Source organism: Arthrobacter sp. 2762, from assembly GCF_040548745.1.
Taxonomy (GTDB): Bacteria; Actinomycetota; Actinomycetes; order Actinomycetales; family Micrococcaceae; genus Arthrobacter.
In genome coordinates this window covers 123,786-149,047 of sequence record NZ_JBEPSI010000008.1, presented here as the reverse complement: position 1 = coordinate 149,047, position 25,262 = coordinate 123,786, and the positions used below count along the sequence as shown (strand labels likewise).

22 protein-coding genes and 1 riboswitch are annotated in these 25,262 nt (G+C 62.7%); of the genes, 12 read left to right on the top strand and 10 right to left on the bottom strand.

The annotated features are described in order from the left end of the window. Positions 1–32 precede the first annotated feature (32 nt). The 4 genes from ABIE18_RS15825 (at position 33) to ABIE18_RS15810 (ending at position 4,473) form a co-directional block, all read left to right on the top strand. Entirely contained in the window at positions 33–1,544 is a 1,512-nt protein-coding gene (locus tag ABIE18_RS15825) for a CoA-acylating methylmalonate-semialdehyde dehydrogenase (RefSeq protein WP_499723621.1), read from the top strand. An 85-nt stretch (positions 1,545–1,629) separates the two neighbouring features. After that, a complete protein-coding gene (locus ABIE18_RS15820) occupies positions 1,630–2,547 on the top strand; it encodes a sugar phosphate isomerase/epimerase family protein (RefSeq protein WP_499723620.1) in 918 nt (305 codons plus the stop codon). Between the two features lie 29 nt (positions 2,548–2,576). Then, the gene (locus tag ABIE18_RS15815) at positions 2,577–3,590 is read left to right on the top strand and encodes a Gfo/Idh/MocA family protein (RefSeq protein ID WP_499723619.1); all 1,014 of its coding nucleotides are present in this window, start codon (positions 2,577–2,579) and stop codon (positions 3,588–3,590) included. A gap of 10 nt (positions 3,591–3,600) precedes the next feature. After that, a complete protein-coding gene (locus ABIE18_RS15810; RefSeq protein ID WP_499723618.1) occupies positions 3,601–4,473 on the top strand; it encodes a sugar phosphate isomerase/epimerase family protein in 873 nt (290 codons plus the stop codon). Positions 4,474–4,543: 70 nt separating this feature from the next. On the opposite strand, the gene iolB is transcribed toward ABIE18_RS15810, so the two are convergent. Both iolB and ABIE18_RS15800 read right to left on the bottom strand, forming a co-directional pair. Continuing rightward, positions 4,544–5,437: a 5-deoxy-glucuronate isomerase gene (gene iolB / locus ABIE18_RS15805; protein WP_499723617.1), complete on the bottom strand. Its 894-nt coding sequence runs from the start codon at positions 5,435–5,437 to the stop codon at positions 4,544–4,546. A 17-nt stretch (positions 5,438–5,454) separates the two neighbouring features. Next, positions 5,455–6,195, bottom strand: a complete 741-nt coding sequence (locus tag ABIE18_RS15800; protein WP_224093760.1) for a GntR family transcriptional regulator — start codon at positions 6,193–6,195, stop codon at positions 5,455–5,457. A gap of 309 nt (positions 6,196–6,504) precedes the next feature. Here ABIE18_RS15800 and ABIE18_RS15795 point away from each other — a divergent pair, with 309 nt between their 5' ends. The 3 genes from ABIE18_RS15795 (at position 6,505) to ABIE18_RS15785 (ending at position 9,556) form a co-directional block, all read left to right on the top strand. Further along, the gene (locus tag ABIE18_RS15795) at positions 6,505–7,500 is read left to right on the top strand and encodes a substrate-binding domain-containing protein (protein WP_499723616.1); all 996 of its coding nucleotides are present in this window, start codon (positions 6,505–6,507) and stop codon (positions 7,498–7,500) included. A 64-nt stretch (positions 7,501–7,564) separates the two neighbouring features. Continuing rightward, entirely contained in the window at positions 7,565–8,617 is a 1,053-nt protein-coding gene (locus ABIE18_RS15790) for an ABC transporter permease (RefSeq protein WP_499723615.1), read from the top strand. A 12-nt stretch (positions 8,618–8,629) separates the two neighbouring features. After that, positions 8,630–9,556, top strand: a complete 927-nt coding sequence (locus ABIE18_RS15785; protein ID WP_431118631.1) for an ATP-binding cassette domain-containing protein — start codon at positions 8,630–8,632, stop codon at positions 9,554–9,556. Positions 9,557–9,620: 64 nt separating this feature from the next. On the opposite strand, the gene ABIE18_RS15780 is transcribed toward ABIE18_RS15785, so the two are convergent. Beyond that, the gene (locus tag ABIE18_RS15780) at positions 9,621–10,622 is read right to left on the bottom strand and encodes a LacI family DNA-binding transcriptional regulator (protein ID WP_499723614.1); all 1,002 of its coding nucleotides are present in this window, start codon (positions 10,620–10,622) and stop codon (positions 9,621–9,623) included. Between the two features lie 159 nt (positions 10,623–10,781). Between ABIE18_RS15780 and ABIE18_RS15775 the strand changes: the two genes are divergently transcribed. From ABIE18_RS15775 to ABIE18_RS15765, 3 genes are all read left to right on the top strand, one after another. Beyond that, positions 10,782–11,969 carry a Gfo/Idh/MocA family protein gene (locus ABIE18_RS15775; protein WP_499723613.1) on the top strand — a complete coding sequence of 396 codons (1,188 nt, stop codon included), beginning with the start codon at positions 10,782–10,784 and terminating at the stop codon, positions 11,967–11,969. Continuing rightward, complete coding sequence (locus ABIE18_RS15770; protein WP_499723612.1) at positions 11,966–12,985, top strand: sugar phosphate isomerase/epimerase family protein; 1,020 nt, start codon at positions 11,966–11,968, stop codon at positions 12,983–12,985. Before ABIE18_RS15775 ends, ABIE18_RS15770 begins: the two co-directional genes overlap by 4 nt. Positions 12,986–13,069: 84 nt before the next feature. Continuing rightward, positions 13,070–14,092, top strand: a complete 1,023-nt coding sequence (locus tag ABIE18_RS15765; RefSeq protein WP_499723706.1) for a Gfo/Idh/MocA family oxidoreductase — start codon at positions 13,070–13,072, stop codon at positions 14,090–14,092. A gap of 324 nt (positions 14,093–14,416) precedes the next feature. Here the strand turns inward: ABIE18_RS15765 and ABIE18_RS15760 are convergent, their stop codons facing one another. Together ABIE18_RS15760 and ABIE18_RS15755 are read right to left on the bottom strand one after the other, a co-directional pair. Continuing rightward, positions 14,417–17,329, bottom strand: coding sequence for a chitobiase/beta-hexosaminidase C-terminal domain-containing protein (locus ABIE18_RS15760; RefSeq protein ID WP_499723611.1), 2,913 nt, complete (start codon positions 17,327–17,329; stop codon positions 14,417–14,419). Between the two features lie 121 nt (positions 17,330–17,450). Further along, positions 17,451–18,254, bottom strand: a complete 804-nt coding sequence (locus ABIE18_RS15755) for a gamma-glutamyl-gamma-aminobutyrate hydrolase family protein (protein ID WP_499723610.1) — start codon at positions 18,252–18,254, stop codon at positions 17,451–17,453. A 74-nt stretch (positions 18,255–18,328) separates the two neighbouring features. Here ABIE18_RS15755 and ABIE18_RS15750 point away from each other — a divergent pair, with 74 nt between their 5' ends. Then, on the top strand, positions 18,329–19,465 hold the full coding sequence (locus tag ABIE18_RS15750) for an LOG family protein (protein ID WP_499723705.1): 1,137 nt from the start codon (positions 18,329–18,331) through the stop codon (positions 19,463–19,465). On the opposite strand, the gene ABIE18_RS15745 is transcribed toward ABIE18_RS15750, so the two are convergent. From ABIE18_RS15745 to ABIE18_RS15735, 3 genes are all read right to left on the bottom strand, one after another. Continuing rightward, positions 19,462–20,376, bottom strand: a complete 915-nt coding sequence (locus tag ABIE18_RS15745) for a matrixin family metalloprotease (RefSeq protein ID WP_499723609.1) — start codon at positions 20,374–20,376, stop codon at positions 19,462–19,464. The genes ABIE18_RS15750 and ABIE18_RS15745 overlap by 4 nt on opposite strands. A gap of 117 nt (positions 20,377–20,493) precedes the next feature. Beyond that, a complete protein-coding gene (locus tag ABIE18_RS15740; protein ID WP_499723704.1) occupies positions 20,494–21,306 on the bottom strand; it encodes a matrixin family metalloprotease in 813 nt (270 codons plus the stop codon). Positions 21,307–21,450: 144 nt separating this feature from the next. Next, the gene (locus ABIE18_RS15735) at positions 21,451–22,614 is read right to left on the bottom strand and encodes a VIT1/CCC1 transporter family protein (protein WP_499723608.1); all 1,164 of its coding nucleotides are present in this window, start codon (positions 22,612–22,614) and stop codon (positions 21,451–21,453) included. A 254-nt stretch (positions 22,615–22,868) separates the two neighbouring features. Between ABIE18_RS15735 and ABIE18_RS15730 the strand changes: the two genes are divergently transcribed. Beyond that, positions 22,869–23,063 carry a hypothetical protein gene (locus tag ABIE18_RS15730; protein WP_224093790.1) on the top strand — a complete coding sequence of 65 codons (195 nt, stop codon included), beginning with the start codon at positions 22,869–22,871 and terminating at the stop codon, positions 23,061–23,063. A 12-nt stretch (positions 23,064–23,075) separates the two neighbouring features. On the opposite strand, the gene ABIE18_RS15725 is transcribed toward ABIE18_RS15730, so the two are convergent. Beyond that, positions 23,076–23,360: a hypothetical protein gene (locus tag ABIE18_RS15725; protein ID WP_499723607.1), complete on the bottom strand. Its 285-nt coding sequence runs from the start codon at positions 23,358–23,360 to the stop codon at positions 23,076–23,078. Positions 23,361–23,376: 16 nt separating this feature from the next. Further along, positions 23,377–23,496, bottom strand: a riboswitch (SAM riboswitch). Positions 23,497–23,708: 212 nt separating this feature from the next. Then, positions 23,709–25,250, bottom strand: a complete 1,542-nt coding sequence (locus ABIE18_RS15720; RefSeq protein WP_499723606.1) for a sodium:solute symporter family protein — start codon at positions 25,248–25,250, stop codon at positions 23,709–23,711. Positions 25,251–25,262 lie beyond the last annotated feature (12 nt).

The following is a 25,262-nucleotide window of genomic DNA, read 5'->3' as shown; positions in this document are numbered from 1 at the left end:
GCTCTTAAAACCACAGACCAAAGGAAGTCCGCATGTCGACGACGACCACACTGACCACCATTAACCACTTCATCAGCGGCGCCGAAACCGCAGGCGTTGGCGACCGCACCCAGCCCGTCTACAACCCGGCCACCGGCCAGGTCAGCGCCGAGTTGCGCTTGGCGAACGAGGCTGACCTGAACACTGCGGTGGCTGCTGCGAAGAAAGCTGCCCAGTCCTGGGGTGATGTTTCGCTGGCGAAGCGCACGGGCGTGTTGTTCAAGTTCCGTGAGCTCGTCGCAGCGCATGTGGATGAGCTGGCCGGGTTGATCACGGCCGAGCACGGTAAGGTCCTCTCCGACGCGAAGGGTGAGATCGGCCGTGGGCTGGAGGTCATCGAGTTCGCGTGCGGCATCCCGCAGCTGCTCAAGGGTGATTACTCGGATCAGGTTTCCACCGGCATTGATGTGTTCTCCTTCCGCGAGCCCCTGGGCGTCGTCGCGGGCATCACGCCGTTCAACTTCCCGGTGATGGTGCCGTTGTGGATGGCGCCGATGGCGATCGCGACGGGTAACGCGTTCATCCTCAAGCCCTCCGAGCGTGACCCGTCCGCCCCGATGCTCCTGGCGAAGCTGTGGAAGCAGGCCGGGTTGCCTGATGGGGTGTTCCAGGTCCTGCACGGCGGCAAGGAAACTGTCGACGGGCTCCTGACCCACCCGGACGTGGACGGCATCAGCTTTGTTGGGTCGACCCCGATCGCGCAGTACGTGCATGAGACCGCCACGAAGCACGGCAAGCGGGTTCAGGCCCTGGGTGGGGCGAAGAACCACGCGATCGTGATGCCCGACGCGGACCTGGACAACGCCGCGGACCACCTCGCCGCTGCTGCTTTTGGTTCCGCGGGGGAGCGGTGCATGGCGATCTCCGTCGCCGTCGCCGTCGGGGACGCGGCGGATTTGATCGTGAAGAAAGTCCAGGAACGTGCCCTCGCGGTGAAGGTCGCCAACGGCACCCAACCGGATGCGGACATGGGCCCGGTCATCACCCCGGCCTCCAAGGACCGCATCGTCAGGATCGTCACCGAAGCCGAAACCGCCGGCGCGGCCATGGTGGTGGACGGCCGGGACCTGGTGGTCCCCGGCCACGAAGAAGGCTTCTGGGTAGGGCCCACCGTGATCGATCACGTCAGCACCGAAATGACCGCCTACACCGAGGAAATCTTCGGCCCCGTCCTGGTGGTGGTCCGCGTCGCCGACCTCGACGAAGGCATCGCGCTGATCAACGCCAACCCCTACGGCAATGGCACCGCGATCTTCACCTCCTCCGGTGCCGCGGCCCGGACGTTCCAACGCTCCGTGACCGTGGGCATGGTCGGCATCAACGTGCCCCTGCCCGTCCCCGTGGCCTACCACTCCTTCGGAGGCTGGAAGAACTCCCTCTTCGGCGACAAACACATCTACGGCCCCGAAGGCGTCTCCTTCTACACCCGCGGCAAAGTCATCACCTCCCGCTGGCCCGAACCCACCCACGCCTCCGGCGCCTCCTACAACTTCCCCTCCAACTAACCCATCCCCACCGCCACCCTCGCCTCGCAAGCTCGGCCAGGGAACCCTGGCGGCGTGGGCCCTGATAAAGAAAGACACCGCTGTCATGACTGACGTTGAGAACAAGCTCATCATCGGCACCGCCCCGGACTCCTGGGGCGTGTGGTTTGCCGATGACCCCCAGCAGACTCCGTGGGAACGGTTCCTGGATGAGGTTGCTGAATCCGGCTACAAATGGATTGAGCTGGGTCCCTATGGCTACCTGCCGAACGACCCCACCCGCCTGGCAGAAGAGCTCAAGCAGCGCGACCTCAAGGTCACTGCCGGAACGGTGTTCACCGCCTTCCACCGTGGTGCCAAGCAGTACGACGAAGCGTGGGAGCCGGCACGCAAGGTGGCCGAACTGACTGCGGCCATGGGTGGCGAACACATTGTGGTTATCCCCGCGATGTGGCGGGACGACGTCACGGGCGAGGCCGTAGAGAACGGCGAACTGACCGACGAGCAGTGGGCTGATCTCTTCGCAGGCCACAACCGGATGGGCAAGGTCCTGTTGGAGGACTTTGGCCTGCACCAGCAGTTCCACTCCCACGCCGACTCGCACGTTGGCGCTCAGCAGGACATCGAAACCCTTTTGGCGGCAACGGATCCGCAGTACCTGAACCTTTGCCTGGACACGGGCCACGCGGAATACTGTGGGGCTTCCAGCCTGGAGCTCATCAAGAATTACCCGGACCGGATCGGCTACCTGCACCTCAAGCAGATCAACCCGGAGGTCCTGGCGGAGGTCAACGAGAGGAACATGACCTGGGCTGCTGCCAACCTGGCCGGCGTCATGACCGAGCCGCCCAACGGCCTCCCGGACCTGCGCGCCGTTATTGAAGCTGTGGAAGGCCTCAACCGGCCGATCTTCGGCATCGTGGAGCAGGACATGTACCCGGTAGCGTTCGATGTGCCGATGCCCATCGCCAAGCGAACACGCAACTACTTGCTTTCCTGCGGCTCCCGCACGCGGGTCCAGTAACAAGAACGAACCTCACGAAGGATAGAAAAGTGACAAAGATTCTCCGCGTTGCCGTCATCGGCGCAGGCCGCATGGGTGCGGACCACATCAAGCGCCTCAGCACCCGCATCCACGGCGCTGAAGTAGCCGCCGTCGTCGATGTTGACCTTGCCCGCGCGCAGGCTGCCGTTGAAGGAATCGAGGGCGCCGTGGCGCTGTCCAGTGCCGATGAGGCGCTGAACAATGGTGACGTCAACGCCGTCCTGATCGCGACGCCGGGCTTCCTGCACGAGGAAATCCTGTACAAGGCGTTGGAGAAGGACTTCCCGATTCTCTGCGAGAAGCCGCTGACACCGGATGCAGAAAGCGCGTGGAAGGTTGTCCAGGCTGAACTGGCATTGGGCCACAAGCGCATCCAGGTGGGTTTCATGCGCCGCTTTGATGCCGAGTATTCGGCGCTGGGTTCGATCATCCGCAACAGTGAATTGGGGGAGCTGTTGATGTTGCACCACCAGCACCGCAACCCAAGCACGCCTGAAGGCTTCACCAACGAGATGCTGATCAACGACTCCGTGGTTCACGAGTTCGACGCCATCCGTTACTTCACCGGCGAGGAAATCACGTCAGTGCAGGTCCGCTTGGGGAAGCCTACGCGCAACGCCCCGAATGGCCAGCACGACCCCCAGCACGTGCTTCTTGAAACTGAATCCGGTGTGTTGGCCGACGTCGAGATTTACGTCAACGCCAAGTTCGGCTACCAGGTCGCCACTCAGGCGTCCTTCGAGGATGGCATTGTGAGCATCGGCGGGGACACTGGCCCTTACATCCAGTCCGCTGGCAAGTGGGGTGGCAGTGTCACTCCGGGCTTCGAGGAGCGCTTTGGAGCAGCGTACGACGTCGAGGTGCAGGCTTGGGTTGACGCCGCCCTTCGCGGCGAAATCGGCGGTCCCACCGCCTGGGACGGTTATGCCACCGCTGCCTGCTGCGAGGCCGGCGTCGAGGCACAGAAGTCGGGCGAAAAGGTCAAGGTCCAGTTGAACACCAAGCCGGATCTCTACAAGTAGGGACACTGATATGAAGATTGCCCTTGACCCCACTCCGTTCCACCACAGCCATACGCTGCTCGAGTTCCCGCGTGTGGCAGCAGATCTCGGCTATAAGTACTTGCAGATGACCCCTCATGCGGACCTCATCCCGTTCTTCAACCACCCCAAGGCGGATGACGAGCTTGTGGGCAAGCTGAAGGCAGCGTGCAAGGATGCCGGCGTCGAAATCGCCTCCGTCCTGCCCGTCCTGCGGTGGTCCGGACCCGATGAGGACGCCAGGGAAGCTGCGGTCCGCTACTGGAAGCGGGCCATCCAGATCGCCGTCGATCTCGGGGTCCAGACCATGAACACGGAGTTCAGTGGCCGACCGGAGAAGGCCGAGGAGTCCGAACGCGCGTTCTACCGCTCCATGGAGGAACTCCTGCCGATCATCGAGCGAGAAGACATGGATGTGCTCATTGATCCCCACCCGGACGACTTCGTGGAAGACGGACTGGCTGCGCTGCGCGTGATCCGGGGCGTGAACTCCCCGAACATCGGCATGGTCTACGTTGCCTCCCACACCTTCCATATGGGCAACAAGCCGTTGGAGATCATGCGTGCGGCCGGCGGCAAGCTCCGCCTGGTGCATGTCTCTGACACGATGAACCACCACGCCTCGCACGGCCTCAGGTACATCACCAACCCGCCGGGCAACGCTGTCCGCGTCCACCAGCACCTCAAGATCGGTGACGGGGATGTGAACTGGGGCGAGTTCTTCGGTGGCTTGAAGGAGATCGGATTCCTGGACAAGGAGAACACCGTCATGGTTTCTTCGGTGTTCGCAGAGGACGAGAATGCCGAGGACGTTTCGAGGTACCAGCTCAAGACGATGAACGACTACATCGCCGGGACAAAATAGGTAGTTTGCTAACAGCCAAGGCCCCCTGGACGTCATCCAGGGGGCCTTGGCTGTGCGCAGGCTCGGGAGGTTAGGCGCCGAACGGGAGCCGGGCGTCGACGTCCTGGCCGTCCCAGGTCTGGCGGATCCAGCCGTGGTGGGGGTCATCGCTGATGAGCCAGTCGCGCACGCGTCCGGGGCCTGCCATGACGTTCAGGTAGTAGAGGTCATAGCCGGGAGCTGCCATGGCCGGCCCGTGCCAGCCGTAGGGGACCAGGACCACGTCACCGGTGCGGACCTCCGCGGAGACATCGATGGGCCGGTCGTCGGAGGCGTAGACGCGGGCGTAGCCGATGGCGTCTGAGTCCGCGGGGGCAGGGGAGTCCGGGGCGACGCGCGTTTCGAAGTAGTAGATCTCCTCCAGGCTGGTCTCGCCTTCCTTCTCCTCATCGTGCTTGTGGGGAGGGTAGGAGGACCAATTGCCGGCAGGAGTGATGACCTCGCAAACAATGAAGCGATCAGCTTCCAGCGCGGCCGGTGTGCCGAAGTTGTGGACCTGCCGGGAGCAGTTGCCCGCCCCACGCAGCTCTACGGGGGTCTCGGCTGCCGTGATCAGGCGGGTGGGGTACGCGGCCCTGGCGGGTGCGGTCGCAACCGCCACCCTGCCGCCGTCGTGCGAGCTGATGGTGACGGCCTTATTGATACCTGTGTACAGGACGTCACTTGGCCCGTGGAAAACCGATTGCCGGCCCGCGAGGCTGTACGCGTCGTCGTCGACCGTGACGGTAAACGAACCACTCAACGGAACCACAATGCGCTCTTCCGCAGCGGCAGGAAGCTCGACGGCGGCACCAGCCTCAAGTGTCGCAACCTTCAGTCCCGTATGGGCCCAGCCGTCGATCGCGAGGGTGGAATCGGAAGTGCCGAGCGAGATGTCCCATTTGCCGTCGGTGGCTGTTCCCAGCGGGTAGACCCAGTTGGCCATAAGTATGTGTCCTTGCGTTAGCGCTGTACGAGTGTCATTTCAAAGCTGTAGGAATCGGCGCGGTAGACGTGGTGGCCCGTTTCAACCATGCGTCCCGTGTCGTCCACCGCAGTGCGCTCCATGGTCACAAGCGCCGAACCCACTTCGGCTTCGAGGAGGGGAGCCTGGTAGTCATTGGCGATCATGGCGCCGATGCGCTGGGATGCCAATCGGAAATTCACGCCGCCGCGGCGAAGGATGGAATAGAGTCCCTCGCTGGAGAGCTGGGCTTCGTCCATGCTGGTGATGTCGTCACGGACCCAGTTCTCCATGAGCGCCAGGGGCTTGCCGCCGACTTTGCGGAGGCGGGTGAAGTGGTAGACCTTTGACCCGGGCGGCAGCTGAAGCGCGGTGAGTGTGGCGGCGTCGGCCTCCACATGGGAGAAGCTGAGCACATCTGTTGTGGGCTTCTTGCCGTTATTGCTGAGGTCATCGAAAAGGCTGGAGAGTTCCAGGGGACGCCGGACCTGGCTTGAAACAACCTGCGTGCCAACGCCGCGTTTACGGACCAGGAGGCCCGAGCGCACCAGTTCGTCCATGGCCTTCCGCATGGTGGGGCGGGACAGATTGAGCTGTGCAGCAAGGTCGATTTCGTTGTCCAACCGGCTGCCAGGTTCCAGGACGCCGCTGTGAATGGCGGCTTCGATTCCCTGGACCACTTGGTGATAGAGCGGCACCGGGGACGAACGGTCGATGCTGAGGCTGAGTTGGTTCGCCACTGGTTTCTCCTAGCCTGCGGAAGCCCGGCCGGGGGAAGCAGTATCCCGGTCGGATGGATGAGTATGTCCGCTCATGTTCTCTTGATAGGACATACTGCCTTTTTCTGATAATAGCAGCCGGGCTGTGCTGGTCAAGGAGGTGACTCCGGGCCACGTTCTGGTGTCATCTACTCGAGGAGCTTACGTTAAAACATCCTAATGTCAGGACAAAGTATTGACAAAGTGTGAGACGAGTCACCATGATCGAGGTAGCAGGCGATCCGGGCACGAGTCCCCGGACGCCCGAAGCTGACATCAAAGGAGATAACGGTGGCAAAATTCTCGTGGCGCAAAGCGGCGGTCGTCGCAGCAGTGGTTCCATTGGTGGCCCTGAGCGCCTGTTCGAGCCAGGGCGGCAAACCGGCAGATTCCGGGGGAGGTGCAAGCGCCGGACAGGTAGCCAGCACGGCACGTATCAAGGTGGCCCTCATTACCCACGCAGCGGCTGGGGACACCTTCTGGGATATTGTCCGCAAGGGTGCAGAGGAAGCATCGAGCAAGGACAACGTAGAACTCCTGTACACCAGCGATCCCGAAGCCGGGCGCCAGGCTCAGCTTGTTCAGCAGGCCATCGACCAGAAGGTGGACGGCATTGCTGTCACACTGGCAACTCCGGACGCCTTGAAGGATGTGCTGAAAAAGGCCACCGATGCGGGTATTCCCGTTGTGAGCCTCAACGCGGGTGAATCCGTTTCCAGCAAGCTGGGCGCTTTCACCCACTTTGGGTCCAATGAGCAGCTTGCAGGCGAGGCGGTGGGCACCCGGCTCGCTGCAGAAGGCTACAAGCACCCGGTTTGCGTCATCCAGCAGCAGGGCCACGTGGGCCTGGAAGCGCGGTGCGCAGGCGTGAAAGCAAAGGTGCCGGCAACGGAAATCCTCTACGTCGATGGCAAGGACATGACCGCAGTCCAGTCAACGGCCACAGCGAAACTCCAGGCGTCCAAAGATGCTGATGTGATCATCGGTCTCGGCGCCCCCATCACCCTCACCCTGCTCAAGTCCGTTACTGACGCCAGCAGTTCGGCCAAGGTGGCCAGCTTCGACCTCAATGCCGATCTCGCCCAGAAGATCGTAGACGGCCAAGTGATCTTCACCGTTGACCAGCAGCCATGGCTTCAGGGCTACATGTCAGTTGATGCCCTGTGGCAGGCAAAGCGCGGCGGCTTCAAGATCGGCGGCGGCCAGCCAGTCCTGACCGGCCCCACCATCGTGGACAAGGCGAACGCCGCCGACGTCCTCAAGTTCGCCCAGCAGGGCGTCCGCTAGATCCCGGCATCAGGCTGCGCGGCAAGCAACCGCCGCGCAGCCTGAACAACAAGGAGTCATTCCCATGGCAAACACAGCAACCCTGCCGCCGGCGACATCGCCTGGCGACGAACGGATCGGACGCCGTAGTCCGGTCCAAAAGTTCCTGGCGAGGCCCGAGGTCGGTGCACTGGTCGGAGCAGTTGTCCTATTCATCTTCTTCGCGTCGGTTTCCCAGACGTTTACGCAGCCGAACGCGCTCGCCACCGTGCTCTACGGTTCCTCAACCATTGGCATCATGGCGGTGGGGGTTTCCCTGCTGATGATCGGCGGTGAGTTCGACCTCTCCACTGGTGTGGCCGTGATCTCCTCCGCCCTGACCGCCTCGCTCTTCAGCTGGAACTTCTCACTGAATGCCTGGGTTGGTGTTACGTTGGCACTGGTTGTCTCGCTGGGCATTGGATTCATCAACGGCTGGATTCTCGTCAAGACCAAACTTCCGAGCTTCATCGTCACCCTGGCGACCTTCCTCATGCTGACGGGCCTCAATCTGGCACTGACCAGACTTATCGGCGGCAGCGTCTCCTCGCCGTCGATCTCCAAGCTGGACGGGTTCGAATCGGCACGAGCGGTCTTCGCCTCCTCCATCAGCATCGGCGGCGTGGAAGTCAAGATCACGGTGTTCTTCTGGATCATCCTTGTGGCAGTAGCATCCTGGATCCTGTTGCGCACCCGCGTTGGCAACTGGATCTTCGCAGTGGGCGGGGACGCCAATGCTGCACGCGCAGTTGGCGTCCCGGTGACCAAAACCAAGATCGGCCTCTTTATGGCTGTTGGTTTCTGCGGCTGGATCCTGGGCATGCACAACCTCTTTGCCTTCGACGCCGTGCAGTCCGGTGAAGGTGTTGGCAATGAGTTCCTCTACATCATTGCTGCCGTCATCGGTGGGTGCCTCCTGACAGGCGGCTACGGCTCGGCCGTGGGCGGCGCTATCGGTGCCTTCATCTTTGGCATGGCCAACAAGGGCATCGTGTACGCACAATGGAATCCAGACTGGTTCAAGTTCTTCCTGGGCTTGATGCTCCTGCTGGCCACCATCGTGAATCTGATCGTCAAGCGCCGGGCAGAGCTCAAGTAAGGGGCCGGAACAATGAACGCACAACAGATCGACCAGCAGACACTGCTGAAAAACGAGAAGGACCCGTTGACGCACACACCCGTGCACCTGCTTTCGCTCGAGGGAGTAGGCAAGCACTACGGCAACATCATCGCCCTGCGCGATGTAACCATGGCGGTGGACAACGGCCGGGTTACCTGCGTCCTGGGCGACAATGGTGCCGGCAAGTCAACGCTGATTAAGATCATCGCCGGCCTGCACCAACACGACGAAGGCACCCTGCAGGTAATGGGCGATGCCCGGAAGTTCAATTCACCAAGGGACGCCCTCGACGCCGGTATCGCCACCGTGTACCAAGACCTGGCCGTGGTTCCACTGATGCCCATCTGGCGTAACTTCTTCCTTGGCTCGGAACTGATCAGCGGATTCGGTCCGTTCAAGAGCATGGACGTCCAGAAAATGAAGGACATCACGCTGAAGGAGCTGGCCGAGATGGGCATCGACCTCCGCGATGTTGACCAGCCCATCGGTCAGCTCTCCGGCGGCGAGCGCCAGTGCGTCGCCATCGCCCGGGCCGTGTACTTCGGCGCGAAGGTGCTGATCCTGGATGAGCCCACAGCCGCACTTGGCGTGAAGCAGTCCGGCGTGGTGCTTCGGTACATCCTGCAGGCCCGCGACCGCGGCCTCGGCGTAATCTTCATTACCCACAACCCGCACCACGCATTCCCCGTGGGTGACCGCTTCCTGCTGCTCAAGCGCGGCAAGTCGATCGGTTATTACGACAAGAAGGACATCACCTTGGACGAGCTGACGGCCCAAATGGCCGGCGGTGCAGAACTCGCGGAGCTGGCGCATGAGCTGGAGCAGCTCGGCGGGCATTCCGATGCGCTCGAAGAGGTCAAGGCTGAGGTGGCGGGTGTGGCTGACGCTGCACCGGAGGGTGCCACGAAGCGGCACTAGGTTTGTTCGGCGGACTTCTGCCCGGAGCGCCTGATGGCTCCGGGCGGAGTCGTGTCCGGCCTCTCTAGTGAACAGCCGACGTCGTGCCGCGGAGTACCAGCCTCGGCTCGATGAGCTTGCGCTCCGGCTCCAACGCCGGATCGTCGATGCGGGCCAGCAGCCTTCGCGCTGCGTCCACCCCCACAACGTCGCTTCGGTTATCAATGGACGTAAGGTCCAGGAAGCGCGACTTCGCTAACGGGGAGTTGTCGTACCCGATCACCGAAATATCGTTGGGCACGGAAAGTCCGCGGGCTTTGATGGCGGCGAAAGCGCCCAGCGCCATGGTGTCGTTGGCGGCAAAGATCGCTGTAGTGCCGGGATGGTGGTCCAGAAGCCAGCAAGCGGCTCCGTACCCGTCTTCTTCAGACGTTCCTTCAGTCTCACCGATGACAACTTCGACGCCGGCAGCCTCCAGGGCGCTTTGGTAACCGGCGCGCCGGTGTGCTGACGCGCCGTCGGACCCGGAAAGGTGGCCGATCCGGCTGTGGCCCAACCCCAGCAGGTGGTCCGCTGCCATGCTGCCCCCGCGGTCGTCGTCGTTGGTTATCAGGTCCGCACCTGTCGGAACGCCCTTCCGCCATCCGGCAACTACAGTGGGGACCCACGTTCCAGCGAGCATCGGTTCGCTGGGCTCGGCGGCCAGGACCAAGGCGTCCACGTGCATGGCCAGCAGGCCGTCCGTGGCTTCCTTGATGCGGTTCGCGCCAGGCCTGGAGTCCGCGAGCATGACGTGGTAGCCAAGATCCGAAAGGACGGATTCCATACCGCGGAGGAGATCGACGAACCAGAGGTTGCGGTAGTCGTCGATGACCAGGCCGATGCTTTTGGTGCGGTTGCTGGCAAGAGTGGTGGCAGCCCGGCTGGGCCGGTAGCCAAGATCGTGGATGGCCTTTTGGACGGCCTCCCGACGCTTTTCACTGATCCTCCCCGGGTCTTTGAGGAACAACGAAACCAACGACGGCGAGACTCCGGCCTGGGTGGCGACGTCGTAGAGGGTGGGGCGTCGGGTCTGTGCGTTTTTCAACGGAATCGGTGTGCCTTTCGTGTCTGTCCTCGAGGATAGCCGGTTAAGGATTGACAGGACATATAGACATAGCTACGCTCAAACCCAGTGCAAAAATTGTAGCGCTACAAAATGCCGTTCATGCCTCATGGCACGGCGAAATTTTCAAAGGAGAAATCAATGGCTGAAAGTCTCGGCGTCGCCGTCATCGGTGCAGGTATGGCCGGCAAGGCCCACGCCGCCGCGTACCGCACGGCATCTGCCCTCTACAGCCCGGTACTGCCACAGCTCCGCCTCGTCTCGATTGGCGACGTGAATGCAGAATTTGGTTCCCTGGCTGCCCGACGCTTCGGTTACGAGCGCAACGATACGTCCTGGCAGGCAATCGCCGAGGCCGATGACATTGACGTGGTGAGCGTGGTCATCGCCAACTCCCTCCACCGCGAAGTTGTGGAAGGCCTGCTCGCCGCCGGCAAGCACGTGCTGTGCGAGAAGCCGCTCAGCGATACGCTGGCCGATGCCCGCGCCATGGCCGACGCCGCCCGGCAAGCAGAGGCGCGTGGAACACTTGCCCGCATTGGCTTCACCTTCCGCCGGACTCCGGGCATCGCCTACATCCGTGACCTGATCCAAAGCGGCGTTCTCGGGAACGTGCTGCATTTCAGCGGCCGGTACTGGACCGACTACGGCTTCAGCCCCTCGGCTCCCATGAGCTGGCGATACAAAGGCGGGCCCGGCTCCGGTGCGCTGGCCGACGTCGGAAGTCACCTGACGTATGTCTCCGAATTCCTGTGCGGCGATATCAAGTCCATCAGCGGTGGCCGGCTCGCCACAGCGATTGCCAAGCGCCCCCTTCCGCTGAGTGCCGTGATGGGTCACGATCACGTGGCCGTCAGCGACACGTTCGAAGCTGTGGAGAATGACGACTACGCAGCCTTCAATGCGGAGTTCACCAACGGTGCCGGAAGCTTCGAGGTCTCCCGTGTTGCAGCCGGCCATGCCAACAGCCTCCAGTTTGAGGTTTTCTGCGAGAACGGCGCCGCCAAGTTCGATCAGCGCCGCCCGTCGGAAATCCAACTGTTCCTCAACGACGGCTCAGGCAACGAGAACGGCTACCGCCAGGTCATCCTCGGCCCGGGACATCCGTACATCGCCGGGGGCCTCGCCATGGACGCCCCGGAAGTTGGCTTTGGCCAGAACGACGCCTTCGGCTATCAGGCCCGCGCGTTCCTCGAAGAAGTTGCCGGGCTCAGCGCAGAAGCATCCCTGCCTCGCTGCGCCACTTTCGATGAAGGCGTCCGCAATATGGAACTCCTCAATGCCGTCACTGAGTCCAGCCTGAACAACGGAAAGAAGATCACCCTATGAAGCTCGGCGTCTACAACGCGATCCTGCACGACCGGCCGCTTCCCGAAGCGCTGAAGGTCATTGCCGATCTTGGTCTCACTGGGATCGAGATCAACACCGGCGGATTCCTGCCCGCCGTGCACGTGCCCACCTTTGACCAGATTCTGGAAAGCGACGCAGCCCGCGACGACTACCTGGCGATCTTCGAGGGCACCGGCGTTTCCATCGCTGGCCTGAACTGCAACGGCAATCCGCTGCATCCGAAGTGGGAAATCGGTGAGAAGCATGCCGAAGACATCCGCCGTTCCATTCGTCTGGCCCATCGACTTGGGCAGAACCGGGTTGTCACCATGTCCGGCCTGCCGGGCGGCGAGCCTGGAGCGACCACCGTCAACTGGGTAGTCAACGCCTGGAACTCTGCGGCCCTGGACGTGTTGGATTACCAGTGGGATGTGGCTGCTGCGTTCTGGAAGGAAACGGACCGCCTTGCTGCTGATCACGGCGTCAAGGTGGCGCTGGAACTGCACCCGCAGAATATCGTGTTCAACACCGCTGATGTCTACAAACTCATCGAGCTCACCGGTGCCACCCATGTTGGTGTCGAACTGGACGCCTCGCACCTGTTCTGGCAGCAGATGGACCCCGTAGCAGTGGTCCGGGAGCTCGGCCCTTTGGTGTTCCAGGCAGCTGCGAAGGACGTCCGCGTGAACAAGGACAACGCTGCGCTGTACGGCGTATTGGACAACAGCTTCCGACGGCTTTCAGCCCAGGAAAACCGCACCAACCTGGGCGGCGACGAGTGGGCGAACGAATGGCCCAAGAACTCGGCCTGGGACTTTGTGGCCTTGGGCCGTGGACACGATACGGCCTTTTGGACCGAGTTCCTTCGGGCCCTCCACGATGTCGATCCCAACATGCTGGTCAACATCGAACACGAGGACGTTTCCCTTGGCCGCATCGAGGGACTTGAAGTTGCGGCCAAGGTCCTTAAGGACGCCGACGCGGCACTGAACGCTTCTGCCGCTAGCGCTATTTGACAGGACAAACTGACAAGGTTTAGTGTCGCCTCAAGAATCCCTCTTAGGAATCAACTTCTGCTGCACTGACGGAGACAGATAATGATGAAGCAAGTGACCCTCGGCCTGGTGGGTGTTGGCCGGATCGGTGTAATGCACGCCAAGAACATCAACGCGCTCAACCAGGTCCTGAACCCCGAAGGTATTCAGGTCCAACTCAAGCTGACCGACGTGGCGGAGGAACACGCCCGTTCCGTGGCCGCCGAATGTGGAGCGGAATTCGTGGGTTCGGTGGCGGAGCTGATCTCCTCGGGTGTGGACGGACTGGTGATCGCCACCGGCACGGGGACACACCCGGACCTCATCCGCGCCGGCGTGGAGGCTGGGATTCCCGTGTTCTGCGAGAAGCCCGTGGCTGTGAATGTTGCCCAGTCACTGCCCGTCCTGGAGTACATCCGGGAGAAGGGCGGAACCGTGCAGATCGGCCACCAACGCCGATTCGATGCCGGCTACCTGGAAGCCAAGCGCGCCTACGAGGCCGGGGAATTGGGCTGGATCCACTCCGTCCGTGCCCTCACATGCGACATGACCCCGCCGCCGGTCCAGTTCCTGGCAACCTCGGGCGGCCTGTTCCGGGACTGCTCCGTGCACGATTTCGACATCCTTCGCTGGCTCACGGGCAAGGAAATCGTGGAGGTGTATGCCAAGGGCTCCAACAATGGCGACCCCGCAATCGGTGAGGTGGGCGACGTCGATACCGCCCTGGCGGTAGTAACTTTCGACGACGGCACGGTAGGCACGGTCTCAGCCAGCCGTTACAACGGGGCCGGGCATGATGTCCGCCTGGAACTCCAGGGCTCGGATGGCTCCGTGGTGGTTGGCATGGATGAACAGATGGCTGTCCGTTCGGCTGAGCCAGGGGTTGCCTTCCCGTCCGGCATCTCCCATAAGACCTTTGCCGAACGCTTTGACCAGGCCTACCGCTCCGAGATGGCTGCGTTTGTGGAATTGGTCCTCGGGGAACGCAAGAATCCGTGTACCCCCGAGGACGCCGTTGCTGCTTCCAAGGTGGCCGACGCCGCCCAGGAATCCCTCGAAACCGGCGTCCCGGTCCGCGTCGCCCCCTGATCTTCTCTCACATCCTGCGGGTCTTTTCCCGCTCCTCTCTCCCTAGCTTCAGGAAAGCCACGACGCCGGCACTTGACTTGGGTGCCGACGTCGGGAGCTACCGCGCGGGGGAGGTGAGAGAAGATCGGCCGGAAGGGGTCCCGAGGTGAGAGAGGATCGGCCGGAAGGGGTCCCGAGGTGAGAGAGGATCGGCCGAAACGGGTCCGGATGTGAGAGAGGATCGGCCGAAAGGGGCTTCGATGTGAGAGAGGATCGGACGTAGCTGACGCGGGCCGGATGAGTCTGGGGGAAAACTCCGACCCGCGCCAGGTCTATGGGGGCTGATCAGGCGATGACCTTCATGGCCTGCCAACCCGAGCCGAGGCTAACGGGCGGAACGTTGCTGAGCGTTCCGCTTCCCGATCCGGGATAGAGCCACAAAGTGTCTCCGATGCGGCCTACGACGTCGTTCTTACCATCGCCGTCAAGGTCCCGTGGCCCGGCCAGCGCAGTGCGGGTTCCCCAGCCCGTCCCGATCTGCGTCCATTGCAGCCAGCCCCCGGAACCATTGCCCGGATATAGCCATAATGCGCCTGTATCAGTGCGCCGCGCCAGTACATCTGCCTTGCCGTCGCTGTTGAAATCACCAGTGCTGAAGATGGCGTTCATGACGCCCCAACCCCAGCCGACGGTGTAGGGAGTCCGCTGCCCTCCAGCACCATTTCCTTCATACAAACGGAGGTCGCCATTGCTGCGACGTGCCATGAAATCGGGAATACCGTCACCGCTGAAATCCCCTGGTGAGAAGATCTGCGTCATGGTGCTCCAACCGATGCTGACCTGCTTCCGTGCGCCAAAGCTGCCAGCACCGTCACCGGGGTAGAACCACAGGACGTCCCCGGATCGTGCCAGGAGGTCCGGCTTTCCGTCGCTGTTGAAGTCGCCCGGGGTGATGGTGTCCGTGTTGGCTGACCAGGCCGGTGCAGGCAAGGCGAGTTGCCTGGGGGAGAGCCCGCCCGCGCCGTTGCCCGGATACAGGTACAGGTTGCCGGCGGTATCAGCCGCGAGGACGTCAGCGCGGCCGTCGCCGTTGAAGTCATGGGCCGACGGCGGTCCGGCTACGGGAACGGTGTACGTCTGGGTACCGACGGACGACGTGTTGCCCGCCGTGTCCACGCCTATGTATTTGAGTGTCAGGGTGGAACTGCCCATCACGATCGGGCTGGAGTACTTGATGTTGGTAGCAGATTCCGTGGCCGTGGGGGTGCTGCCGTCGGTGGTGTAGTAGATGGCCGCCCCAGGCTCGTTGGCGCTCAGTGTGATCGTGGCGCCGCTGGCCAAGGCCCGTCCGGTGGGATTGGCCGTCACCACAGGAGCCGTCGTGTCCGGCGGAATCGTGTACGTCTGTGTTGCGACGTCGGACGTATTTCCAGCCGTGTCCTTCGCGAAGTACTTCAGGGTCATCGGGCCCGGCCCATTGAACGTAATTGGCGCGGTGTAAACCAGTCCCGCCGTGAGAGGATCGGTGCCGTCCGCCGTGTAACGGATTTCCGCCGGCTCGTTGGCGGACAAGGTGATGGTGGTGCCTGCGGCGTAAGCCCCGCCCGCAGGGTTGGCTGTCACCACGGGCTTGGTGATATCCGGGCCCGTGGAGTACGTCTGGGTGGCCACCGCCGAGGAATTGTTGGCGCCGTCAACGGCGAAGTACTTCAGGGTCATCGGGCCATTCAGCGGGATGGGGCTGGCGTACTTGCTGCTCGCCGTCGTGGGGTTGCTGCCGTCCGTGGTGTAGTAAATCGTGGCTGTCTCATTGGCGGTGAGGGTGATGGACTGACCCACAGCGTACGTTCCACCCGGAGGCGTCGCAGTGACCACGGGGGCAACGTTGTCCGTTCCCAGGTAGGCCTCAAACTCGGCCAAACCGGCGTTGGTGGTGGTGGAGCTGACTGAGGTGATGTTCAAACGCACAGAGCTCACGGTCTTTGCCGGGAAGTTGATGGTGAGTCCGGAGCCGTTATTGGGAAGCGCAGGGACTGTCACCGTGCTTCCATCCGAGAACAGGAGGTTTCCTCCGGTAACCTGGTCCGAGAGGAGCGGCCGGTCGAACAAGGTCACCGAGTTGATGGTCCTTGTGGGGGAGAAGCTGTACTGAATCCAGCTGCCTGCCTTTTCGCCCGCCGTTACCCACTCACGCGTTGCGTCCATGGGGGTGCCCCAAGCGTACCCATCCCTGGCTTTCTCCGGGCTCTGGGCTGTTGCTTTCTGGGATGACGCCGTGACGGTGGTCCCGGCCGATTTAGCGGCGTTGCCCACCCACTCAATGGCTGTGATGTATTGCCGTTTCAGCCACTCATCGTAGGGGGAATCGGGGCATCCTTCGCCAGGACTGCTGCAGATATACATGTCGAAATCCGCGAACCGCACGAAGGTGTCCACTTTCGTGGTGAGTTCGGCACCGGTCACATTTTGGGGGTACTCGTCAATCACGTAGGCGTCGTAGGCCAAGGAGGTGTGGGGGCCGGTGTAGCTGCGCGTAGCAAGCTGGGCGAATTTGGCCGTTGCCCAATGGTCGCTGTGGTCGTAGGGGTTGTTGAAGTTGCCGGTCCAATCCTGTGTACGGAACGTGGTCGGTTGGAAGTTGGCCACCAGCCGGTTCAGCGCGGTCTGGAACTGGGACTTGGTAAAAGTGGCTGCGTTGTCCACGGGCCTGATGGAGGAAAGCCGTCCGTCCCAAAGTTTGAGGATGCTCTGGTCGTTGTACGCTGCGCTGCCGTCGCCATTCGGGAAACCATCGGGAAGGCGCATGAACACCACCGAGATGTTGGGTGCGCCATTGAGCGTTTGCATGGTCAGCGGCCGGTTGGGTACGCCTGCGTCCGAGGTGGTCCACGAATCAGACACCCCGGCCATCTTGGAGTAACTGGCCCTGATGCCGGCTTCCAGGCTCTTCCAATACACCGCACCCTCGCCGGCCTCGCCCGCAGTGGTGAACACCGTCTGGACACAGCGTTTGGCCTGGATGTCCCTCATAAAATCCGGGCTGAGGAACAGGAGGTCATCATCCGTGTGCGCCACGATCTGCATGGCCCCGCCGGTTCCTGCGCATGGCGGTACGGCTGCCGCTGCAGGGGCAGCCGAATATACGACGAGTCCCGCGAAGGCCAGGAGTGGACCAAGAAGAAGGCTTAGGAGTCGCCTGCCGAAAAAATGGGCCTGCCGATTCGGATGACGGACGTATTTTGGACGGTCCACAACCATGCTCCTTTGAGCAGATGTTGGGCCCCCCAGCCGGCAAATTTACGACGCCCGCAGGACGTCATTCCAATGGAGTTATGCGCTGGCCGGACTCTCAGTGGAACGGAAAGCGATGCAGTGAGCGCTACTGTACTCCTCCGGGGCGAGCCTGAATAGGGTTCCGGCACACTTCCACGAACGCCTTAAAGGGGGCCAGCCGCTTGTTATCGGGAAGCTGGGACGCTTCGGGATGCCACTGCACCGAGGCCACCCAGCGGGAAGGGTCTTCAAGCGCTTCCACTGTGCCGTCGTCGGCGATGGCCGTGACCACCAGGCCTTCACCCACCCTGGCCACGGCCTGGTGATGCCCCGAAGCGATCTTGATGGAGGTCCCTTCCGGCGCGCCATAGAGGGCTGCGGTCTTCGATCCCGGTGCGAGCACAACGTCATGCCATGCCCACTCGCCGGCCGCGGGATCGTCGGGATTCAATCCGTTGTGGTTGACGGCAGACGGCGCCATGTCCTGGATCAACGTCCCGCCATAGAGCACGTTCAACAACTGATGGCCGCGGCAGATCCCCAGCAGCGGAAGGCCGGCGTCGATCGTGGCCCGTGCGACGTCAATGTCCAGATGGTCCTGTTCCGGGTTGACGTCATACACCGAATCCTCCGGGTCCTGGCCATAAAGACGCGGTTCCAGGTCCCCGCCACCGGGCAGCAGCACGCCGTCGAGCGTTTTCATGACGGAGGCCAGACGCCCGGCGCTGTCGGCCGAAACGGGGGTCAGCAACACCGGCTGTGCACCGGCTTCACGGAGCAAATCCACAATAAAAGTGAACAGTTGGTTGGCTTCGCCCACGCGGGCGTCGGGATTGTCCGAGCTGCTAAGGCGAATCGGAACTCCGATACGCGGCCGGGCGCCAGCGCCGCCCTCATCTGAAGTCTTCATGCTTCATCATGCAACGGAACACCGCCCTGCGCGTAAACGGGACTCAAGCCGTTGAGCACTACTACGCTGATGCCATGAATCCCTCCGGTGCCTTGAACCCAAGTCCACGGACGCTCGACGTCGAAAGCATCGTCCATTTCGACAAACTGGTTACTTCCGGGGCGGGATCCATGCACGGCTGGCACGCGCAATCGCTGGACCTTCGCGGACGCTCGCGGGAACTGAAAATGATGGACCCGCAGGGCGCGATCTTCCTGGGATGCACTTTCGACGACGGCATCGAGGAAAGCCTTCGAAGCCGCGGCGCGCTCATCTTTCCCAAGATGCGCGGCGTGCCGTTCAACCCGTATCGCGGCACCCTCTACACAGCCAGGGAACTCTACGAGGACATTTCCACTACCGAATATGAAGCCACCCTGGATGCCAGGATTTATGAGTGGAGCATCCTGCCGGGAAAGCGGGCAAGCATTGACGCAACACTCGCCGCCGCCCTCCACGACCACGCGATTGGCGACGCCCTGGATGAATTGCTGCAAGATGGTGACCTGGCAGGTACCAAACTCGTGGGCGTCATGGGTGGACACGCCGCGCAACGCGGAACCAAGGAATTCGCGGACGCCGCGCAGCTGGGCCGCTTGCTCGCGCAAGCCGGGTTCACGGTGGCCACCGGCGGTGGCCCCGGCGCCATGGAAGCGGCCAACATGGGCGCCTACCTCAGCGGACTGCCCGACGCCGATTCCACAGCCGCACTCCAAGCGCTCGCGTCAGTACCGGGGTTCAGGCCCTCGGTGACGGCTTGGGCGCGGCAAGCAGCCGCCGTCGTCGAGCGTTACCCGGAAGGCACCGCGACGCTGGGCATACCCACCTGGTTCTACGGCCACGAACCACCCAACCTGTTCTCCACGCACATCGCCAAGTACTTCGCCAACGCGATCCGCGAAGCGATCCTCCTGGAGCTTTGCAACGGCGGGACAGTGTTCCTGCCCGGTTCGGCCGGAACCGTGCAGGAGATCTTCCAGGACGCTTGCGAAAACTATTATGGCGCCCCCGAAACCATCAGTCCCATGGTCCTGGTGGGCCGCGATCATTGGGAACAGACCTATCCGGCGTGGCCGATGCTGCGCAGCCTCGCGGCGGGGAGGCCCATGGCGGACAGGATCTTCCTGGTGGACACTGTGGAGGATGCGCTCGCAGTGGTGGCCGCGGGCTAGAAGTCCTTGCTGCACGGGCCGGAGCCGAGTTGGGCAAGGCCCGTCTTGTCCCCGGTGGCGTACTCGCGAACCCACGAGGCTTGGTCGTACATCAGCTGGCGCGGGTCATCCACATGGTCCAAACCAAGAACGTGTCCGAGTTCGTGCATGATCACGGCCGTGCCCACTTCCTTGCCTTGGGGCGAGTCCATGATCCCGGCGAACTGGGGTGCATCCAACGATACCGAGCCAGTCACATACGCCTTATAGCCGTTGCTCAGGCCGATGGAAGAGCTTCCGCCCAGGCCCACCGTTTGTCCCGTCAGCCGCGGCACCCGCTCCGGCGTGGTCCAGGCAATGAGCACAGGCGCCCAGCGGTCACCGTACGTGGTGGGCTGGTAGCCGGCCCTGTTGGTGCTGGGGATTTCGGATGTCGGACCGTCATAAATGAACTGCAGCCCGGAAGCGAGGCTGGCCTGCCGGACGGCGTCCTCCACCATGGAATACCAGCTTGTTGGGGCCAGATCCGAGTTCACCACGTAGTGGATCGGCCTGCAAGGGGAGTATGCCAGGGGAGTTCCGTCCTCCTTGACAGCCAGGAATTTGTAGGAAGTGCTGGTCCGCTGCAACGGCGCCGGCGTGCCCAGGGGTGCGTCGGCTTCCTCAAAGCCGGGCAGCGGATCCTGACGTTGGCCAAAGGGAACCAGTCCGGGCCGTGGCGCTTGGCTCTGCGTCGTGGAATCGGACCAGAAACTTTGCAGTTCGCCGCTGAAGTAGGCGCCGGCGCAGACCAAACCGATGACGCCGAACAGGAACAGGATGGCAGCGATGCTGCTGTGTTTGATGGGGGGCCTGGGCGGCGGCTTGGCATGCTGCTGATAAGGCGGCGGGGAATAGGGGTCTGGCCACTCTGGCGACCCATAAGGTTCCATCGAACCCCCTCACGGGACGGCCCAATCGGACGGTGGGGCGCCGCCGTCGGCCGCTTCCGTCAGGATAGAACCCATGGGACCGCGAGTCCATGGCGATTCGTGAGAAGCTGCGCTGCTTCAGATGTCCTTGCGGCAAGGAGCCGAGGCCAGGAGGTGAAGGCCGTTCAGGTCGCCGGAAGCCAATCCGTCAGGGGCGCCGATCTCCGGGTACATCAGCTGAACCGGATCATCAACATGATCCAAACCCATGACGTGCCCCAGCTCGTGCTGCATGACCGCCAGCACGTAGTCCGAACCGCCGTCCTCGGCAAGAAGCTCCGCTACTTGCGGGGTGTCGAGCTCCAGGCTGCCCGTGATGTAGCTCTTGGGACCATTGTTGAGTGAGTACATGGTGCTGCCGCCCGTACCGATGACGGTCTCAGCCAGCGCCGGAGCCGTCTCGGGCGTGGTCCATGAAATCAGCAAGGGTGCCCACCGGTCACCGTACTTGGACGGTTGGTACGGTTCGCGTTTAGCGGCAGGCAACTCATCGGTGCTGCCATCGTTGATGAACTGGATTCCGGACGCTGCGGAAATATTGGCGATTGCGGTGGCTAGCAGTGCATCCGTACCCTCCGGTGCGGTGGCGTCATTTACCACGTAGTGCAAGGGTCGGCACGGCGAGTACCCAACCGGAGTGCCGTCGTCGTTGGTTGCCAGGAACTTGTACGAATCGCTGGCGTTGGCTGGGGGCGGCGGCGATGCGAGCGGGGCGTCCGCCTCGTCGATTCCTGGAGGCGGCGCGTCCAGGGCGCGGGCCGGGGTCTGTTGGATCGGCTCGCTTTTGGGAGAATTGGGCAGGGCCACGCCCGGAAACAGCCCGATGATTCGCGGATCGCCGTGGAGCAAACCGCTGACAAGGACAGCCACGACGGCGGCGACACCGGCCATGAGTACGCCGCGAAGAATTCGGAGGGTTGTGCCCGCACGACGGTGTTTTGGCGCGCGCAACGGCGGCTGCTCCGAATCCACGGTTCTCCATTCCCTACGCCCCGGTCACGCGGGGCCGCGCGGAGGACGAACCAACATTACCGCCTAGACGATCATCGTTCCGAACGCGAGGCCAAGCCCATACGTGGCGGCCGCGGCACCCAGGCCGATCGCCAGCTGCCGGAAGCCACGACTCAGCGGTGAGGTCCCGGACAACAGTCCGACGACGGCGCCAGTCGCCAGGAGCGCGATGCCCACCAGAACACCGGCTACCATCAGTGCCGCCGCACCCGTCATGCCGAAAATGAACGGAAGGATGGGCACGATCGCACCCGAGGCGAAGAAGCAGAAGCTGGACATCGCAGCGCCCCAGGCAGACCCCACGGTTTCGTGGTCGTCAGTGGGTTGCTCCTTCTCGGGTTGCAAGGAGAGGCTGGGATCGCAGTCGCAACTGAACAGTCCCATGCGTTCGGCGGCGCGGTGCTCGGCGGCCTCACGGGTCATGCCGCGGGCCAAATACACCAGCACGAGCTCATTGTGTTCGATGTCCAAAGAAGGGGCGGCTGTGAGGGTAGCCTGCGTGGGCAGCGTGGCGTTGAGCAACTCCCGTTGCGAGCGGACCGAAACGTACTCGCCGGCCCCCATGGACAGGGCGCCGGCCAGCAATCCGGCAACACCGCTCATAAGGACCACTGGGCTGGGAACGCCCGTTGCGGCCATACCCATAACCAGTGAAAGGTTGCTCACCAGGCCGTCGTTGGCACCAAAAACGGCGGCGCGGAAGGTACCGGAGAGCCTGTTGCGTCCACGCGTGGCAAGGCCCCGGACAACTTCTTCGTGGATTTGTTCGTCGGCAACCATGGCCGGGGTCGCGGCAGGTTCGGCGCCGTAAGGGGAGCGGCCTTCCGCGCGCTGAGCCAAGGCGAGCACGAACACAGAGCCGAAGTGCCGGGCCAGGAAGCCCAGTAGCTGGCTACGGGTCGAAGCTCCCTTCGGCATGCCAGCGTGCTCTCCGAGGAGCTTGAGCCAGTGTGCCTCGTGCCTTCCCTCTGCCTCGGCCAGGGCGAGCAGGATCTGGCGTTCTTCGCCGTCACGACGCTGGGCGAGTTCCCGGTAGACGGCGGCTTCGGCCCGCTCGTCGGCCAGGTATTGACGCCAGCGCCTGATGTCCGCGGACGTGGGCGGGACTGGTTGGGGCGGTGTTCCGGATCCGGGGGCGGGGTCCGGAGCGGGGCTCGACGAACCGTGGGATTCCTGGTGCTTCTGCACTTTTTCTCCTGTGCTGGGTGGGGTAGTAGCGGCCCCATTGCACGCCCACTGTACCGCTTATTGGCGCGGATTTTTGGCCGGTATTCCTTAGATGGAATGTTCGGCATGCCTTAATTTTGGGCTCGATCCTGCCTTGCTCCGGGCGTGCCTTGACCCTGTTCAAGCACAGTGCTCAGATGGAAGGACAGGGGCGGGGGCCCTCCCCGCACTCGGTCAGCAGGCTGCTTGCCAGCCCACCAGACGGAGGTTGCAGCATGGACACCACCGAACCGCACGCCAACCACCCGGAACGGGAGACCATCGAGTCAGACCCCGCTTACGACTATAGCGATGACCAGGAAGTCGACGAACCCTGGGTGGAGGAAATCGACGTCCCGGACGACGACGAGCGGGTTGTTCCCCTGGATGAAACCGAAGAATTCCGCGGGGAAGAAGACGAAGAATTCTAGGACCGTTTTCTTCTAGGCAGGGCCCTCTTCACCGAATCTGAAATGCCGCTCCAGTCCCGCCGGACGCCCGAGCGCTGCAACAGTCACCGTCAACGTCCTCGACGAATCACACCACCGCGACGGACGCACAGCCTGGGCAAGGGCCTTTGCTATCAGGTGCGCTTCGTGGTGCCGGAACCGGCTCAGGCCACCGTTCACGAACAGGGTCACCGTCCCAAGGACAAGGTCGACGCCGGGAATCACCGGGACGGTGGGCGCTTCGGATTCGGTGGGGGTGCTGAGGGCTTGGTACGGCAAGGACTGCTCCTTTGGGGGAGTGCTCTTGCCCGCTCGGTTGTCTCTGGTCCGGGACGGGCCGCTTCCTCATCCGAACCACCCGTGAACATGGGGTTGGTGTGTGGCCAGTCGGAGCTTGGCGCCACCTCTCTTGAAGCTGGGACCACTGTACTGGAGGAGTGCTGTCCTGGAGAAGTGTGGTCCTCGGATCCCCTGCGTTGTGGGGCCTGGTGTGCGTGCCAAAGGGTGTGGATGGGGCGCAGAGTGGCCCTCGCAACGCCCGAATCTAGACGGAAAGCGCAACGGCGACGCTGCCCCGGGAAGGGGCGGCGCCGCCGTCGAACATTACTTGGGGCTGGGTCTGCTCAGCTAGCTGGCGTGGTGGCTGCTGACAGGGTGGGCCTCCAGGGGCAATTCGTCAGAGACCGCACCGGCCACGCGCTTGTCCCAAGCGGCCCGAACTTCTGGTTCCGTGGGCGGCGTGAGGAGGGAAATCACGACATAGGCCACGAACGACGCTGCCAGGCCGTAGTAGATGGGTTCGTTGGCGTAAACGCCATCGACGCTCGGAATGGCTCCAGTTGCGAACAGGATCAGCAAGGCCAGAGTCAGAATCGAGCCCATTGCCATGGACCAGGCAGCAGCGATACCGGTTCCGCGCTTCCAGACGAGGCCGCCGAGGATCGCGACGAGGAGGCCGCCTACCAGGATGTCGTAGGCAATGGTGAGGGCAACAACCACGTCCTGCGCGGCCATGGAGATCAGCACCGCAACGATGCCCAGGCCAAGAACCCAGTAACGGTTGGCCTTGACGTCGTGCTCGGGGTTTTCGGTGTCGTCAGTGTTGATGGTCTTGCCGAACCAGCTGGCAACGAACGGAACAACATCTGCGCGAGCCACGGTGGCGGCGGCAATCAGGGCACCTGAAGCAGTGGACATCATGGCTGCAACAGCTGCGGCCATGACCAGGCCGCCGATGCCGATGGGCAGGATGTGCGTTGCCACTTCGGCATACACGACGTCCTTGCCGAGGTTGGCGACATCAATGTTGGGGAGCGCCACCCGGGCGGCCAGGCCGATCAAGGCGCCGGCTACACCGTAGAGGATGCAGTAAACGCCGGCCGTCGCGCCGCCCCAGCGTGCAACCTTGGGAGTCTTGGCCGTGAAGACGCGCTGCCAGATGTCCTGGCCGATAAGGAGTCCAAGGGTGTAAACAACGAAGTACGTGATGATCGTCTGGAGACCGATTCCGTCAATCTGGAAGAAGCTCGCATCGACACGCTGACGGATGCCATCCAGTCCTCCGGCCGCATTCATGACGAACGGGAGCATCAGGAAGAAGATGCCTACGGTCTTGATGATGAACTGGACCTGGTCGGCCAACGTGATGGACCACATGCCACCGATTGTCGAGTAAACAAGCACGATCGCACCGCCGACGGCGATCGCCATCCAGCGTTCCCAGTCGAAGAGGACGACGAAGATCGTGGCGTATGCGCCGGTGGATGTGGCACAGAGCATGAGGGTGTAGGCCAGCATGACGATTCCGGAGGTCTGCGTAGCCTTGCTGCCGTAGCGAAGGCTCAGCATTTGGGAGACCGTGTAGATCTTCAGGCGCTGGATGGTCCCGGCGAAGAGCAAGCTCAGGAGGAGGACGCCGGAGCCGATTGCGACTACCAGCCACATCCCCGAGATGCCGAACTTGTAGCCCAAGCCGACGCCGCCGACGGTGGATGCGCCACCGAGGACAACTGCGGCCATGGTGCCTGTGTAAAGGAAGGGTCCCAGGCGGCGGCCGGCCACCAGGAAGTCGCTGTTGTTCTTGGTGCGGGACTTGCCCCACCAACCGAATGCGAGCATGGCAAGCAGGTACACCACCACAATGGCGATGTTTATGAACGATGAGTCCATGAGTGGCTCCTT

Coding starts and splice junctions, on each gene's coding strand:
- ABIE18_RS15825 (WP_499723621.1), top strand. CDS start 33: ATGTCGACGACGACCACACTGACCACCATTAACCACTTCATCAGCGGC.
- ABIE18_RS15820 (WP_499723620.1), top strand. CDS start 1,630: ATGACTGACGTTGAGAACAAGCTCATCATCGGCACCGCCCCGGACTCC.
- ABIE18_RS15810 (WP_499723618.1), top strand. CDS start 3,601: ATGAAGATTGCCCTTGACCCCACTCCGTTCCACCACAGCCATACGCTG.
- iolB (WP_499723617.1), bottom strand. CDS start 5,437: ATGGCCAACTGGGTCTACCCGCTGGGAACAGCCACCGACGGCAAATGG.
- ABIE18_RS15790 (WP_499723615.1), top strand. CDS start 7,565: ATGGCAAACACAGCAACCCTGCCGCCGGCGACATCGCCTGGCGACGAA.
- ABIE18_RS15785 (WP_431118631.1), top strand. CDS start 8,630: ATGAACGCACAACAGATCGACCAGCAGACACTGCTGAAAAACGAGAAG.
- ABIE18_RS15775 (WP_499723613.1), top strand. CDS start 10,782: ATGGCTGAAAGTCTCGGCGTCGCCGTCATCGGTGCAGGTATGGCCGGC.
- ABIE18_RS15770 (WP_499723612.1), top strand. CDS start 11,966: ATGAAGCTCGGCGTCTACAACGCGATCCTGCACGACCGGCCGCTTCCC.
- ABIE18_RS15765 (WP_499723706.1), top strand. CDS start 13,070: ATGAAGCAAGTGACCCTCGGCCTGGTGGGTGTTGGCCGGATCGGTGTA.
- ABIE18_RS15760 (WP_499723611.1), bottom strand. CDS start 17,329: ATGGTTGTGGACCGTCCAAAATACGTCCGTCATCCGAATCGGCAGGCC.
- ABIE18_RS15755 (WP_499723610.1), bottom strand. CDS start 18,254: ATGAAGACTTCAGATGAGGGCGGCGCTGGCGCCCGGCCGCGTATCGGA.
- ABIE18_RS15750 (WP_499723705.1), top strand. CDS start 18,329: ATGAATCCCTCCGGTGCCTTGAACCCAAGTCCACGGACGCTCGACGTC.
- ABIE18_RS15745 (WP_499723609.1), bottom strand. CDS start 20,376: ATGGAACCTTATGGGTCGCCAGAGTGGCCAGACCCCTATTCCCCGCCG.
- ABIE18_RS15740 (WP_499723704.1), bottom strand. CDS start 21,306: ATGGCCGGTGTCGCCGCCGTCGTGGCTGTCCTTGTCAGCGGTTTGCTC.
- ABIE18_RS15730 (WP_224093790.1), top strand. CDS start 22,869: ATGGACACCACCGAACCGCACGCCAACCACCCGGAACGGGAGACCATC.
- ABIE18_RS15720 (WP_499723606.1), bottom strand. CDS start 25,250: ATGGACTCATCGTTCATAAACATCGCCATTGTGGTGGTGTACCTGCTT.